This is a genomic window from Agrobacterium salinitolerans (genome assembly GCF_002008225.1).
Taxonomy (GTDB): Bacteria; Pseudomonadota; Alphaproteobacteria; order Rhizobiales; family Rhizobiaceae; genus Agrobacterium; species Agrobacterium salinitolerans.
Map to the genome: position 1 here is coordinate 25,194 of NZ_MRDH01000037.1, position 13,886 is coordinate 39,079.

10 protein-coding genes and 1 pseudogene are annotated in these 13,886 nt (G+C 60.5%); 4 read left to right on the top strand and 7 right to left on the bottom strand.

Features of this window, described 5'->3' with window-relative positions:
• Positions 1 to 262: 262 nt before the first annotated feature.
• The 6 genes from xylA to BS627_RS20495 all read right to left on the bottom strand — a co-directional run bounded on the left by xylA (position 263) and on the right by BS627_RS20495 (position 8,202).
• Complete coding sequence (gene xylA / locus BS627_RS20470) at positions 263 to 1,573, bottom strand: xylose isomerase (protein ID WP_077985014.1); 1,311 nt, start codon at positions 1,571 to 1,573, stop codon at positions 263 to 265.
• 241 nt (positions 1,574 to 1,814) lie between these two features.
• Positions 1,815 to 3,269 (bottom strand): xylulokinase, encoded by a 1,455-nt coding sequence (gene xylB, locus BS627_RS20475; RefSeq protein WP_077985015.1) that lies wholly within the window; start codon positions 3,267 to 3,269, stop codon positions 1,815 to 1,817.
• Positions 3,270 to 3,316: 47 nt separating this feature from the next.
• Positions 3,317 to 4,339 (bottom strand): LacI family DNA-binding transcriptional regulator, encoded by a 1,023-nt coding sequence (locus BS627_RS20480; RefSeq protein WP_077985016.1) that lies wholly within the window; start codon positions 4,337 to 4,339, stop codon positions 3,317 to 3,319.
• Positions 4,340 to 4,456: 117 nt separating this feature from the next.
• Complete coding sequence (locus BS627_RS20485) at positions 4,457 to 5,125, bottom strand: pyridoxamine 5'-phosphate oxidase family protein (RefSeq protein ID WP_077985017.1); 669 nt, start codon at positions 5,123 to 5,125, stop codon at positions 4,457 to 4,459.
• Between the two features lie 244 nt (positions 5,126 to 5,369).
• A complete protein-coding gene (locus BS627_RS20490; RefSeq protein WP_077985018.1) occupies positions 5,370 to 6,953 on the bottom strand; it encodes a DHA2 family efflux MFS transporter permease subunit in 1,584 nt (527 codons plus the stop codon).
• Between the two features lie 34 nt (positions 6,954 to 6,987).
• Positions 6,988 to 8,202 carry an HlyD family secretion protein gene (locus BS627_RS20495; RefSeq protein WP_077985019.1) on the bottom strand — a complete coding sequence of 405 codons (1,215 nt, stop codon included), beginning with the start codon at positions 8,200 to 8,202 and terminating at the stop codon, positions 6,988 to 6,990.
• 160 nt (positions 8,203 to 8,362) lie between these two features.
• On the opposite strand from BS627_RS20495, the gene BS627_RS20500 reads away from it, so the two are divergent.
• From BS627_RS20500 to gltX, 4 genes are all read left to right on the top strand, one after another.
• Positions 8,363 to 9,049 carry a TetR/AcrR family transcriptional regulator gene (locus BS627_RS20500; protein WP_077985020.1) on the top strand — a complete coding sequence of 229 codons (687 nt, stop codon included), beginning with the start codon at positions 8,363 to 8,365 and terminating at the stop codon, positions 9,047 to 9,049.
• A gap of 163 nt (positions 9,050 to 9,212) precedes the next feature.
• Positions 9,213 to 9,971, top strand: a complete 759-nt coding sequence (locus BS627_RS20505) for a TerC family protein (protein ID WP_077985298.1) — start codon at positions 9,213 to 9,215, stop codon at positions 9,969 to 9,971.
• A 240-nt stretch (positions 9,972 to 10,211) separates the two neighbouring features.
• A complete protein-coding gene (locus BS627_RS20510) occupies positions 10,212 to 11,984 on the top strand; it encodes an SLC13 family permease (protein ID WP_077985021.1) in 1,773 nt (590 codons plus the stop codon).
• Between the two features lie 212 nt (positions 11,985 to 12,196).
• A complete protein-coding gene (gene gltX, locus BS627_RS20515; RefSeq protein ID WP_077985022.1) occupies positions 12,197 to 13,654 on the top strand; it encodes a glutamate--tRNA ligase in 1,458 nt (485 codons plus the stop codon).
• A gap of 18 nt (positions 13,655 to 13,672) precedes the next feature.
• Here the strand turns inward: gltX and BS627_RS24900 are convergent.
• Positions 13,673 to 13,873 (bottom strand): annotated as a pseudogene (locus BS627_RS24900) (bifunctional diaminohydroxyphosphoribosylaminopyrimidine deaminase/5-amino-6-(5-phosphoribosylamino)uracil reductase RibD); the annotation flags it as partial.
• Positions 13,874 to 13,886 lie beyond the last annotated feature (13 nt).

Below are 13,886 nucleotides of genomic sequence, written 5' to 3' on the forward strand. Positions count from 1 at the left end.
GTCGGCAATGTCACCCAGAGGGGCGTGTTGAAAGCCACCACTGCTAGCAAGATCTGCGCCTTTGTCTCGACGATCCCACGGTAGCGGATCACGCCGGGGCCAATACGGTTCTTCAGTGTGGCAAATGTCGTTTCCACGGCCGCCCGACCCTTCAATATCATAGGGTTAAGGCGGACAAGACGCAGCGTCAGGATACGGTGACGCCGATTCGGCCGGCGCGTCGGCGATGGGGGCAACGTTACCGTCGCCCCCGACATTCCCGTCAAACGTAACGATTGACCACGTTTTCCAGATACTCCTGACGGCCGGACTTCGGCTCAGGATTGATATCCTCACGCTCGACCAGCGCTGCAATCTCTTCCAGCTTCAGCTCGCCACGCAGCATCTTCTGGGCTTCAGCCGAATCCCACTTGGCGTAACGCTCGGCAAGCGGTTTCGACAATGCGCCGTCCTCGATCATCTTCGCCGCTGCTTTCAGGCCACGGGCGCAGCAATCCATGCCGCCGATATGGCCGATCAGCAGATCCTGCGGATCGAGCGACTGGCGGCGCAGCTTGGAATCGAAGTTGGTGCCACCGTTCTTGAAACCGCCGCCGGCAAGAACATGGTAATAAGCCAGCGCCATTTCCGGCACGTTGTTGGGGAACTGGTCGGTATCCCAGCCGGACTGGTAGTCGTTGCGGTTCATGTCGATGGAGCCGAAAATGCCGAAGGCATTGGCCATGGCCAGCTCATGTTCGAAGGAATGGCCGGCGAGGATGGCATGGCCCTGCTCGATATTGACCTTCACTTCCTTTTCGAGACCGTTCTTTTGCAGGAAGGCATAAACGGTGGCGACATCGTAATCGTACTGGTGCTTGGTCGGCTCCTGCGGCTTCGGCTCGATCAGGATCGTGCCTTCGAAGCCGATCTTGTATTTGTATTCCACCACCAGATTGAGGAAACGGCCGAGCTGGTCGAGTTCACGCGACAGATCGGTGTTGAGCAGCGTTTCATAACCTTCACGACCGCCCCACAGAACATAGTTGGCGCCGCCAAGCTTCTTGGTGGCATCCATGCAGGTCTTCACCGTGGCTGCGGAGAAAGCGAAGACGTCAGGATCGGGATTGGTCGCAGCGCCCGACATGAATCGGCGGTTCGAGAAAAGGTTGGCCGTGCCCCACAGCAGCTTCACGCCGGTATCGGCCTGCTTCTGCGCGAAATAATCGACGATTTCGTTGAGATTTTTGGTGTTCTCGGCGAAGTTCTTGCCTTCCGGGCGCACATCGGCGTCGTGGAAGCAATAGAACGGCGAACCGAGCAGGGAGAAAAATTCGAAAGCCACATCGGCCTTCAGCTTGGCGGCCTGCATGGTGTCTTCGAACCACGGACGCTGGAATGTCTGGCCACCGAAGGGGTCACCGCCCGGCCATGTGAAGGTGTGCCAATAGGCTACCGCGAAACGCAGGTGATCTTCCATGCGCTTGCCGGCGACGATCTCGTCGGGATTGTAGTGGCGGAAGGCCAGCGGATTGGTGCTGTCGGGGCCTTCATATTTGATCTTGGCGATATCGCCGAAGAAGCCTGTCGTCATTGGGTGGTTCCTCCATGGTGGGCTTGGGTGGTGTTTGACAATTTCAAGGTTGGAGGGTGTGGCTCACCCCCCTCTGCCCTGCCGGACATCTCCCCCTCAAGGGGGGAGATCGACTCGTAGTTACGTCCTCACCTCTCGCGAGGCGTAGTATGAAGTGAGGTGTCCGCCACTTGCCGATCTCCCCCCTTGAGGGGGAGATGCCCGGCAGGGCAGAGGGGGGTGACGCCGCACACGCCGCGTCTCACTGCGAAAGCGCCCTTATCGCCGGATAAAGCGCATGATACCGCCTGTAAGCCTCCTCATAAGCCGCGGCCAGATCAGCCACCGGCTCAATCGTCCGCGCCGTCTCCGGCTGCGAGCAGACGGCCACCGGATCGGCCCCGGTCGCGGCAATCAGGCCGAGGCGGGCGGCACCAAAGGCCGCGCCGAAATCGCCCTCGGCCGGAATATCCACGGGAACACCAAGCGAGGTGGCGATCGAGGCCAGCCAGTAAGTCGAGCGCGAGCCGCCGCCGATGGCGGTGACGCGGGAGATTGAGGTGCCGGCCGATTTCAGCGCTTCGAGATTATCGCGGATGGCGAAGGTCACGCCTTCCAGCACGGCCTGGGTCAGCGCTTTGCGGTCGCTTTCATGCGACAGGCCGATGAAGGAACCACGGATGGCAGCATCATTATGCGGCGTGCGTTCGCCGGAAAGATAGGGCGCGAAAGTGACGCCGGAGGGGGCCAGAAGCGTCTCGCCGAGTTCACTGGTCAGATCGGCAGCGGATTGGCCGGTGAGGCGCGAATACCAGTTCAACGCATCCGTCGCGGAGAGGATGACGCCCATCTGGTGCCAAGTGTCGGGCAGCGCATGGCAGAAGGCATGCACGGCGCTTTCCGGCTTCGGCAGGTAAGAAGCGTTGGCGGCAAAGAGCACGCCCGATGTGCCTAGCGATACGAAGGCATGGCCTTCCTTCACCGTGCCCATGCCGCAGGCGGAAGCGGCATTGTCGCCCGCGCCGCCGGCGACCACGGCACGGCCGGAAATGCCCCATTCGGAAGCCAGCTCACTGCGCAGAACGCCCGCCTCATCCGTGCCTTCCACCAGCGACGGCATGTGTTTTTCATCGAGCCCCGTCGCCGCAAGCAGATCGGAAGACCATTTGCGCGCACCGGTATCGAGCCAGGCGGTGCCGGCGGAGTCGGACATCTCGGAGATATATTCGCCCGTCAGCCAAAGACGCAGATAATCCTTCGGCAGCAGCACCTTGGCCACTTTCGCGAAGATGTCGGGCTCGTTCTTCGCCACCCAGGCAAGCTTCGGCGCGGTAAAACCGGGGAAAACGATATTGCCTGTGATCTTGCGGAAACGCGGATCGGCATCGAGAGCGGCAGCCTCGGCATGGGAGCGCGTGTCGTTCCACAGGATGCAGGGGCGCAGCACCTTGCCTTCGGCATCCACAAGCGTCGCGCCATGCATCTGACCGGAAAGGCCGATGCCCTTGACGGCGGCAAGCTCTTTCGCAAACTTCTGCTTCAGGCCGGCAACGGCGGTTTTTGTCGCGGCGATCCAGTCTGCCGGGTCCTGTTCCGACCAACCATGATGCGGGCGCGAAACATCCAGCGAGCCGTTGGCCGAGCCGATGATTTTCTGATCGCCGTCCATCAGCAGGGCTTTGACGCCTGACGTGCCAAGATCGAGACCGAGATACATGTATTTCTCCATTCCGGCGCGCCTTGCGCCACTTCCAGCCTGTTTGCTCAGGGAAGATTGTCCCTGAGGAAGATGTCGATACGAATACGTTCCTGCGCGGCGATGACGGGCAGGCCATCGGCGCGCGCCTTCAACACGCGGATGGCGCTGCGCACCTCATGTCCCGCATCCTGGTTGAGCACGGCATCGAGCAGCCCTTGCCGCAGCGCATTGGCGGTGTTTTCCGTCAGTTCATGGGCGATGACCGAAAGCGCTCTTTCGCCATCTGCGGCACAAAGCGCGCGGATGAGACCGCGATTGCCGGCACCGAGACTGTAGATACCGGAAAGGGCATCATTGCGTAGAGCATCGCGCACCAGCGCATCGACGGTGAGCGGATCGTCCCTGCCCTCCAGCACCGGCAGCAACCGCAGCTGGGGAAATTCCGATTCGATGACGGCGCGAAATCCTTCCAGACGTTCGCGATGGTCACGCACCAGCATGGAGCCGGCAACAACGGCGACATCGCCGCCGCGCCCGGAGAGGAAACGCCCCATCAAGCTTGCCGCCGTGCGTCCGGCCGCAACGTTGTCCACACCGGCATAATGATCGCGCCTCGAGCCGGAAAGGTCGGACACCAATGTGACAGTGGCGATGCCATCTTCCGCCAGCCGGTCGGCGGCCTCGGCCACGTCTTCGGAATCGGTTGCGACGAAGGCAACGCCCGAGGGCTTTTCCCGGCGTGCAACTTCCAGTGCCTCGGTCAGTGCCGCGGCATTAAACGGCGGCACCTCGATGACACGGATGGCCGTGCGCTCCAGATGGGAGCGGCTGGCCGCCGCCCGCACCTCGGCGCGCAGCGTCGCCATAAAGGAATTGTCATTGCCGGGCAGGATGAAGACCATGGAGTAGTTGCGGCCCTTGGCCAAATTGGCGGCCGCGATATCGCGCACATAACCAAGCTCGGCAATGGCGGCTTCCACCCGCGCCCGCGTCGCCGCATGCACGCCAGGGCGCATGTTCAACACCCGGTCGATGGTGGCAAGGCTGACGCCTGCCCGCTCTGCAATATCATGAACTGTCGGCTTCATGGCTCCTCCCTCCCCCTTGCATATCCAGCTTTGCCGCCGCCGTAAATCGAAAAATGATGTACGTACCTCATATTTCATCAACCGGCTGCGGAATATCGATGCCCGCATGGGCTGAGGTTAATAAAGCGTCCGCCGGTAGTCCTGCTCCAGCTGCTCGTCCATCTTCTGCATCTCGCGCCCGTCCCTCGGCGCCCCCGTTGTCTCATCGAGAATGATCTTGATAAGCGAGGGCATTTCCGACCGGACCTGCAAATGCGCGGGATCCCACAGGTGGGAGCGCCGGAATGCCTTGGCGCAATGCATGAAGACCTCATCAACCTTCACGACGATGGCAAGTTTGGGAATACGATCCGCAACGCTCATGAGCTGAAGAAGATCGGGATCGTAGCTCAGTGTCGCCCGCCCGTTCACCCGCAGGGTGTCGTCAAAGCCGGGCACGATGAACAACAGACCCACAACGGGGTTGGCGATGATGTTGCTGAGAGTATCAAGGCGATTGTTGCCCGGCCGGTCCGGGATCACCAGGGTGCGGCCATCAAGAACCTTTACGAAGCCCGGCGGATCGCCGCGGGGGCTGACATCGGCCCTTCCTTCGAGATTCTGGGTACCGATGCAGAGAAACGGGGACCGTCTTATGAATTCCTGCGCATGTACGCCAAGCCTGTCCTGACACTTCTGTATCGCCAGCGCATGTGTCGGCTCGAACAACCCGCGAAGCGACTGCTCATCCGTTATGGCAAAGTCTGGCCTGATTGCAAAGTTTGGAGTGAGTTCCAAGTCCGTCATGATCTCCCCCTCTGAACAGCTCTGCCCAGCGGCAAAAATCCAGATCAACCGTCCTCCCGGCCCCGATTTCGCTCCCTCTGTGCATTATTTGAGGTACGTACCTCAATAATTGGTATACATGGATTGCCCGTTGCGATCAACAGCTGAAATCGGCCAACAGCCGCATTGGAATTTTGGACGGACGCAAAAAAGGGGCCGTCATTCCGACGGCCCCAGCTCTGCGGTGGATGGGAGGGGATTGTTATCAGTGCGCCGCATCTGGCGGCGGCGCTGCCTTGGGTTTCTGAATCAGCACGGTCATGAAGATCAGGCTGGAGAACAGGATCGTCAGCGCGAAGAACACATCCGCGAAGGCCAAAATCCATGCCTGCTGCGAGACCATGCCAACCATTTTCTTGACCGCGATGGATGCGCCGTCCAGGCCGTAGGAATCGTAGTTGGCGCCGACATTGTTCAGCCATTCCAGCGCCTGCGGGTTGGAGTAGCTGATATGTTCGGCCAGCCGCACATAATGGTCGTCCGTGCGCTGCGACAGCATGGTGTTGATGATGGCAAGACCAACCGCGCCGCCGAGGTTACGGGTGAGGTTGAAGAGGCCGGATGCATTGCGGATACGGGCGGGCGGCAGCGTGCCGAGCGCGATATTGTTGATCGGCACCATACACATCATCAGGCCGAAACCGCGCAGGATTTGCGGGATCAACAGCTCGTAGAAATCCCAGTCCGTCGTCACATGCGTCATGATCCATGTGCCGCAGCCGAAGCTGATGAAGCCGATGGCCATCATGATGCGCGGATCGAGCTTGGTGGAGACCTTGCCGGCAATCGGCGCGGTGAAGAACATGGCAAGACCGGATACGAACATGGTCTCGCCGATCATCAGCGCATCATATCCCCTCACCCGGCCGAGATAGAGCGGGTAGAGATATGTAAGGCCATAAAGCCCGATGCCCATGACGAAGGAGAAGAGCGAGCCGATGGAGAAGTTGCGGTCGGCAAAGGCGCGGATATCCACGACAGGGAATTCCACTTTGAAGGCGCGCCAGAAGAACACGACGGCGCCGACGACCATCGCAATCGAGCCCAGCACAATGTGTTCGTCGTTGAACCAGTCCTTGTTGTTGCCCTCTTCCAGCACATATTCCAGCGAGCCGAGGAAAACCGCCATCGAAAGCAGACCCCACCAGTCGAACTTCTTCCAGAGCGACTTTTCCGGCTTGTCGAAATCGATCAGGCTCCAGGTCAGGATGGTGACGATGATGCCGGGGATAATGTTGACGAGGAACAGCCAGTGCCAGGAAAAGGCATTGGAAAGATAACCGCCGACCGTCGGGCCGATGGTGGGTGCGAGCGTGGCGACAAGACCGATGATCGGCGAGACGACAGAACGCTTCGACGGCGGGAAGATGGTGAAGGCCGCCGCAAAGACCGACGGGATCATACCGCCGCCGATAAAGCCCTGGATCGCGCGATAGACGATCATCTGGTCGATATTGGTGGCGGTGGCGCAAAGCGCGCTCGATATGGTGAAGCCGGCAGCACAAGTGGCGAAGAGCACCCGCGTGGAGAGGATGCGCGCCAACGTGCCCGACAGCGGGATCATGATCACTTCCGCGATCAGATAGGACGTCTGCACCCAGGCGATCTCATCGGACCCCGCGCCGAGGCCGGCCTGGATTTCCGCAAGCGAGGCGGAGACGATCTGAATGTCGAGAATGGACATGAACATGCCGAAGACCATCGCGAAAAACGCGATGAGCCTGCGCCTGTCCATCGGGGGATCGGCGGGGATGGACGCCCCGCCCGTACCGACAACCGTAGCCGCCATGATCTTGACCTCAACGGCGCATCAGCGATGCGCCTTACTTGGCTTCCGGGTTGGCTTGCGCCGTTTTCGTGGTTTCCGGCGCCGTGCGGGTATCGACATCGACAACGACGCTGAGGCCGGCGCGCAGATTGTGCTTTTCAAGGTCTTCCTTGGAGAAGACGATACGAACCGGCACGCGCTGGATGACCTTAGTGAAGTTGCCCGTCGCGTTTTCCGGCGGCAGCATGGAGAAGACCGAGCCTGAGCCGGGCGAGATCGACTGCACCGTGCCTTCGATGGTCGCATCGTCGAAAGCATCGACATGGACGCGAACCTTCGAACCCGGCACAACGCGGGCGAGCTGCGTTTCCTTGAAATTAGCGTCGATATAAAGCTCGTTCATCGGCACCAGCGACGCCAGGCGCTTGCCGACTGACACCAGATCGCCACTCTGCACCGCCAGATTACCGATGACGCCGTCATAGGGCGCCTTCAGAACCGTGAAGGACAGGTCACGGGCGGCCTTGTCACGCGAGAGCTGCAGCGAACGGATGGTGCTTTCGGCTTCCTCGCGCTGGGCACGCAGAAGTTCCACATTGGCCTTGGCCGAAGCGATGGCGGCATCGCCGGCCACGACATTCGCCTTGGCCTGATCAAGCGCGACCTGCGCATTGTCGGAGGCGGCGACCGTGCCGACATCCTTCGCCTGTAGCTCGCTCGCGCGCTTCTGGGTGATTTCAGCGCCGCGAAGGGCGGCATCCAGCGCGCCCTTCTGGGCAACCGCCTGTTCCAGTGCAGCTTCGCCGCCGATGATCTGCGCATCGATGCGCTTCAGCGACAGTTCTTCGGTGCGGATCTGCGCTTCGGCCTGCTCAAGGGCGATGCGGTAATCGCCGTCGTCCAGCGTCACCAGCGGATCGCCTGCCTTCACTTCCTGGTTCTCGACGACGTTCACCTTGGCGACGTAGCCGGAAACCTTCGGTGCGATGACGGCAATGTCGCCTTCGATATAGGCGTCGTCCGTCGACACAAGGAAGCGCCCGTCAGTCCACCAGTTATAACCATACCAGCCAGCACCGGCCAGCAGGGCGACGGCGATGACGGGGAGAAGTTTGGAACGCTTTTTCTGCTTCGGCGCAGCCGTTGTCTGAGCAGGCGGCGCGGCCGGAGCCTCGGCCGGCTTTGCGGGAGAGGTCTCGGCCTTGGCGGAGATATCCGCCTCTTCCGCATCGTTGACGGCGCGAACCGCGCTATTCTTCTGGGCCGACATGAGAGCTTACCGTGATAGATTGAAGAAAGTTTTTCGAACTGAACCGTTCGGTTCGATTGACATAATCTCTTTCCTGACACATATCAAGTGTTATCGAACCGATTGGTTCGACGTTCGGTTAATTTTTTTTACGCCATTGCAATGCTAAGAGGCGGTAGCGATGGCAGGTGAAGACAGGGATATGGAGACGGAAACGGAAACGGGCTGTCCGGGCAATGCCGCCGGGCGTTTTGCGGCGGGCGAAGACCCGGCCAAACGCGCGCAGATTCTGGCAGGTGCCTGGCGCGTGTTCAAGCGCAAGGGTTTCGATGCCGCCAGCATGAACGACATCACGCGCGAGGCGGGCGTTTCCAAGGGCACGATCTATGTCTATTTCTCCAACAAGGAGGACCTGTTCGCCGCGCTGGTCGATCACCATCGGCAGGAATTCGCCAACTCGATGCGCGATATTCTCGCCGGCACCGAAGAGGTGCGCGACGGACTGAGACAATTCGGCAAGGCCTTCGCCAACAAGATGATCTGTTCCGAGATGATCCCGGCCATGCGGTCGGTCATCGGCGTCATCGACCGCATGCCGAAATTGGCGCAGCGCTTCTTCATCGCCGCGCCCAACAATGTCCGCACCGTGCTCCAGGATTTCATCGAACATCATGTCGCGCTCGGCCATCTGCAGGTCGATGACGTGGAACTGGCCGCCCGGCAATATATCGAGCTTTCCACCGGCACCTTCTTCAAGCTGCGCCTGTTCGGCGAGATCGACGGCCCGGTTCCGGAAGAAGAGCTGGACCGGGTGATCGCCAGCGCCATTATGGTATTCATGGCCGCCTACGGAACCGACAAGGCCTGAAATCATTCAGCAACGGAAAATATGCCAATACGCGGACTGCGCGAAATTTCGATAAAATCCTGCGCTGTGGAGCCATCATTTCCTTGTTTCTCGCGTATTGCGCTATAAGTTCCACCCACCGGCTGTTTCGGCTGGCCTTGTTGCTGAAAGGAAAAACGACCTGATGGAGTCCATTCTCCCTCTTTTATCTGACCCCGCCGCCTGGGTGGCGCTCGTCACGCTGATCGTCATGGAGGTCGTGCTCGGCATCGACAACCTGATCTTCATCTCCATCCTCACCAACAAGCTGCCGCCCGAACAGCGCGAAAAAGCCCGCAAGATCGGTATAGGCCTTGCGCTCATCATGCGCCTCGGCCTGCTCGGCACCGTCGCATGGATCGTGCAGCTCACCACGCCGGTCTTCGAAGTCTTCGGCCATGCTTTCTCGTGGAAGGACATGATTCTCATCGCCGGCGGTCTTTTCCTGATGTGGAAGGCCACGAAGGAAATTCACCACAATGTCGACCCGGAAGATCACAAGGAAGACATGGTGGGCGGCCCGGCCGCTATGAATTTCGGCGCCGCCATCGGCCAGATTCTGCTGCTCGACCTCGTCTTCTCGGTAGACAGCATCATCACCGCCGTCGGCATGACACCGCATCTGCCGATCATGATCGTCGCGGTCATCGTGGCCGTCACCGTCATGCTGCTGGCCGCAACGCCGCTCGCCAACTTCATCGAGCGCAACCCCACCATCGTCATGCTGGCGCTCGCCTTCCTGATGATGATCGGCACAACGCTGATCGCCGAAGGCATGGGCTTCCATGTTCCGAAAGGCTACGTCTATGCCGCCATGGCGTTCTCGGCGCTGGTGGAACTGCTCAACATGCTCGCCCGCAATGCGAGGCGCAGGAAGAAGGCCAGCGCGGAAGAGGCGCATTGACGGCACTTCCTTTTGTCATGCCGGACCAGATCCCGCATATTTTCAGCCCAGGCCCTTGGGCTGAGAAAACTCTTCCCGCTGCGTGAGAGCCCCGGCGGCCGGATACCGGTGCGGGGCCGGCATGACGGAAAGGCAGGAATGGCCGTATCCACTCCGGAACCGCTTCACCCCGGCTTGCGTTCTTTGATATCCTCGTCGATAGAGTCATTCTCCGCTTCTCCTTCGAAAGCATGAACCAGCATGACGACAGACCAGATCCTCGCCTTCACCGTCATCGCCGGCATGATGGTTGCGTTCATCTGGGACAGGCTGCGTTACGATGTCGTCGCCTGCAGTGCGCTGCTCGTGGCGGTGGTTCTTGGCGTCGTGCCTTTCGACAAGGCTTTTTCCGGGTTTTCGGATGATATCGTGATTATCGTCGGCAGCGCTCTGGTGGTCAGTTCGGCGGTGGCGCGGTCAGGCGTCGTCGACATGACGATCAAGAAATATTTTCCCGAAATGCATTCGAAGAGCCTGCAACTTGCCTTCCTGATGATCGTCGTCGCGGTCATGTCAGCCTTCATCAAGAATATCGGCGCGCTCGCCATCATGATGCCGGTCGCTTTCCAGTTCGCCCGCAAGTCCGGCAGTCCGGTCTCTTATTATCTGATGCCCATGGCCTTCGCCGCACTCCTGGGCGGGCTGATGACGCAGATCGGCACCTCGCCCAATATCGTCGTCTCACGACTGCGCGAAGAAATGACCGGGCAGAGTTTTTCGATGTTCGACTTCACACCCGTCGGAGCCGGCCTCACCGTCATCGGCATCATCTTCCTGACCTTCGGTTACCGGCTTCTGCCGGTGCGCAACCGCGAAAAGGCCTCTGTAGAGGATATTCTCGACCAAGCCTCCTATACGGCGGAAGCGACGCTGCCGGCGGACAGCAACTTTGCGGAAAAGCCGCTGCGCACGCTGCTGAAACAGGCCGATGGCGACGTGATTGCTAGCACGATCCTGCGCGGGCCGCGGCGCATCTCCCCCTTCCCCGACGTGAAGCTCAAAGCTGGCGACACTATTCTGCTCGAAGGCAGCCCGGAGGGGCTGGACCGCATCGTCTCCCAGGCAAAGTTGCAGCTCTCCGGCAAGCCGCTGATGGAGAACGGCCAGAAGACTGCCGATCTCATTTCCATGGAGGCCGTCATCAGCAATGAATCGGTGCTGAGCGGCATTTCCGCGCGCGAGCTTTCACTCTCTTATACGCGCGGCGTCAACCTGATCGCCGTCAGCCGGCGCGGCCAGCGTGTCAGCCAGCGGCTCTCCGAGTTGACATTGCAGGCGGGCGATGTCGTTCTTCTACAGGGAAGCCGCAAGAACCTGCCGCAGGTGCTGCAGGAATTTTCGCTCTTACCGCTGGCGCAACGGGAAATCCTGCTGGGCGTGCAGCGCCGCGCGCTTTTGCCCGTCATCGTGCTTGCCGCCGCCATGATCGCCGCCGGCAGCGGGGTGGTGCCGGTCTCCGTCGCCTTTTTCGCAGCCGCCTTCCTGATGATCGTCGTCGGTGCGATCCCGCTGACCGAGGTCTATAAATCCATTGACGGACCGATCCTCGTCATGCTCGCCACCCTCATTCCCGTCAGCGACTCGCTCCGCACCACCGGCGCAAGCGAACTCATGGCCGCCTGGCTTGGCCAGGCCGCGCAGGGATTGCCGCCCTTTGCGGCGCTCGGCATGATCCTGCTCACAGCCATGGCGGTCACGCCCTTTCTCAACAATGCCGCCACCGTGCTGGTCATGGCCCCCATCGCCGCCGGTTTCGCCACCACACTCGGTTTCAAGCCAGAGGCCTTCCTGATGGCGGTGGCAATTGGCGCGGGTTGCGATTTCCTCACCCCCATCGGCCACCAGTGCAACACTCTGGTCATGGGCCCCGGCGGTTACCGCTTCAGCGACTATCCGCGGCTTGGCCTGCCGCTGTCGATCATGATCGTCATCGCCAGCATTCCCATGCTACTTTACGTCTGGCCCGTGAACTAGGGCTCTCAGCTGGGACGCTGAACAAGCGCGGGCTTCGTATTTCCTTGACGCCTGCGGCAGAATATGGCCTAAGCCGAAGCCGAACGGGAATGTGCAAAAGGCGCTTTCATTGCGTCTTCCAACATGATTTCCTGCCGCATCCAAACGAAAACATCGTGACAGACGGGTGAAGCCGCCCCGATGTCACTGCCACGTCACGACGAGTGAATTTCATGACCACTTCCGGCGTTCGCGTCCGCATCGCACCTTCCCCCACCGGCGAGCCGCATGTCGGCACCGCCTATATCGCGCTGTTCAACTATCTCTTCGCCAAGAAACACGGCGGCGAGTTCATCCTGCGCATTGAGGATACCGACGCCACCCGCTCGACCCTCGAATACGAGCAGAAGGTGCTGGAAGCCCTGCGCTGGACCGGCCTCACCTGGTCGGAAGGCCCCGATGTCGGCGGCCCTCACGGCCCCTACCGCCAGTCCGAGCGCAAGGCCATGTATTGGCCATATGCCGAAGAACTTCTCGAAAAAGGCCATGCCTTCCGCTGTTTCTGCACGCCCGAGCGGCTGGAGCAGATGCGCGAAGCCCAGCGCGCGGCCGGCAAGCCGCCGAAATATGACGGCCATTGCCTCAACCTGAAGGCCGAGGAGGTGACCGCCCGCGTTGCCGCCGGTGAAGCGAACGTCGTGCGCATGAAAATTCCGACCGAAGGGTCGTGCGATTTCCATGACGGCGTTTATGGCGACGTGTCGATCCCGTGGGATTCCGTCGACATGCAGGTGCTGATCAAGGCCGACGGCATGCCGACCTATCACATGGCCAATGTCATCGACGACCACCTGATGAAGATCAGCCATGTGGCGCGCGGCGAAGAATGGCTGGCATCTGTGCCCAAGCACATTCTGCTTTACCGTTATTTCGGCTGGCAGGAGCCGGTGTTCATGCATCTTTCGCTGATGCGCAACGCCGACAAGTCGAAGCTTTCCAAGCGCAAGAACCCGACCTCGATCTCCTATTATTCTGCGCTCGGTTACCTGCCGGAAGCGCTGATGAACTTCCTTGGCCTGTTTTTCATCCAGATCGCCGAGGGCGAAGAGCTTCTCACCATGGAAGAGCTCGCCGCAAAGTTCGACCCGGAGGCGCTTTCCAAAGCCGGCGCTATTTTCGACATCCAGAAACTGGACTGGCTGAACGGCCGCTGGCTGCGCGAAAAGCTCTCGCCGGAAGAGTTCATTGCCCGCACAATGGAATGGGCGATGGAGAATTCCCGCCTGACCGAGGGCCTGAAGCTTGCCCAGAGCCGCGTTTCCAAGCTCGGTGAGCTGCCGAACCTTGCCGGCTTTCTGCTCGCAAGCGATGCTGGCCTCACACCCGCTTCCTTTGCCGGGCTGAAGAGCAAGCCGGAGGAAATCCACGAAATCCTCACCACCGTTGCAGCAGACCTCGAAAAGATGCCTGACTGGAACGTGGAAGCCATCGAGGCCGAGCTGCGCGATGTGGCCGAACGCACCGGCAAGAAGCTGCGCGTCGTCACCCCGCCGCTGTTCGTCGCCATGTCCGGATCGTCGCGCTCGCTGCCGCTGTTTGACTCGATGGCGCTGCTTGGCCGCTCTGTGGTGCGCCAGCGCCTGAAGGCTGCGATTACCGTTGTGGCCACGATGGTTGGCAGCGGAAGCTGATAATTTGGTGTTGGCGTTCACGCCGGCATCTTGAAATATACCCCTCTGCTTGGGGTACCCCCCCTCTGCCCTGCCGGGCATCTCCCCCTCAAGGGGGGAGATCGACAAGCGGCTGACACCTTGCCCATGGAACGGGCGGGCGTGGCATCTGATCTCCCCCCTTGAGGGGGAGATGCCCGGCAGGACAGAGGGGGGTAAGCCCCGAGCGCAAAGGGTAACCGCAACGAACAAG

Bases quoted from the DNA above. Each gene is read 5' to 3' on its own strand.
- xylA (WP_077985014.1), bottom strand. From the start codon at position 1,573: ATGACGACAGGCTTCTTCGGCGATATCGCCAAGATCAAATATGAAGGC.
- BS627_RS20500 (WP_077985020.1), top strand. From the start codon at position 8,363: ATGGCAGGTGAAGACAGGGATATGGAGACGGAAACGGAAACGGGCTGT.
- BS627_RS20495 (WP_077985019.1), bottom strand. From the start codon at position 8,202: ATGTCGGCCCAGAAGAATAGCGCGGTTCGCGCCGTCAACGATGCGGAA.
- gltX (WP_077985022.1), top strand. From the start codon at position 12,197: ATGACCACTTCCGGCGTTCGCGTCCGCATCGCACCTTCCCCCACCGGC.
- BS627_RS20490 (WP_077985018.1), bottom strand. From the start codon at position 6,953: ATGGCGGCTACGGTTGTCGGTACGGGCGGGGCGTCCATCCCCGCCGAT.
- BS627_RS20485 (WP_077985017.1), bottom strand. From the start codon at position 5,125: ATGACGGACTTGGAACTCACTCCAAACTTTGCAATCAGGCCAGACTTT.
- BS627_RS20480 (WP_077985016.1), bottom strand. From the start codon at position 4,339: ATGAAGCCGACAGTTCATGATATTGCAGAGCGGGCAGGCGTCAGCCTT.
- BS627_RS20510 (WP_077985021.1), top strand. From the start codon at position 10,212: ATGACGACAGACCAGATCCTCGCCTTCACCGTCATCGCCGGCATGATG.
- BS627_RS20505 (WP_077985298.1), top strand. From the start codon at position 9,213: ATGGAGTCCATTCTCCCTCTTTTATCTGACCCCGCCGCCTGGGTGGCG.
- xylB (WP_077985015.1), bottom strand. From the start codon at position 3,269: ATGTATCTCGGTCTCGATCTTGGCACGTCAGGCGTCAAAGCCCTGCTG.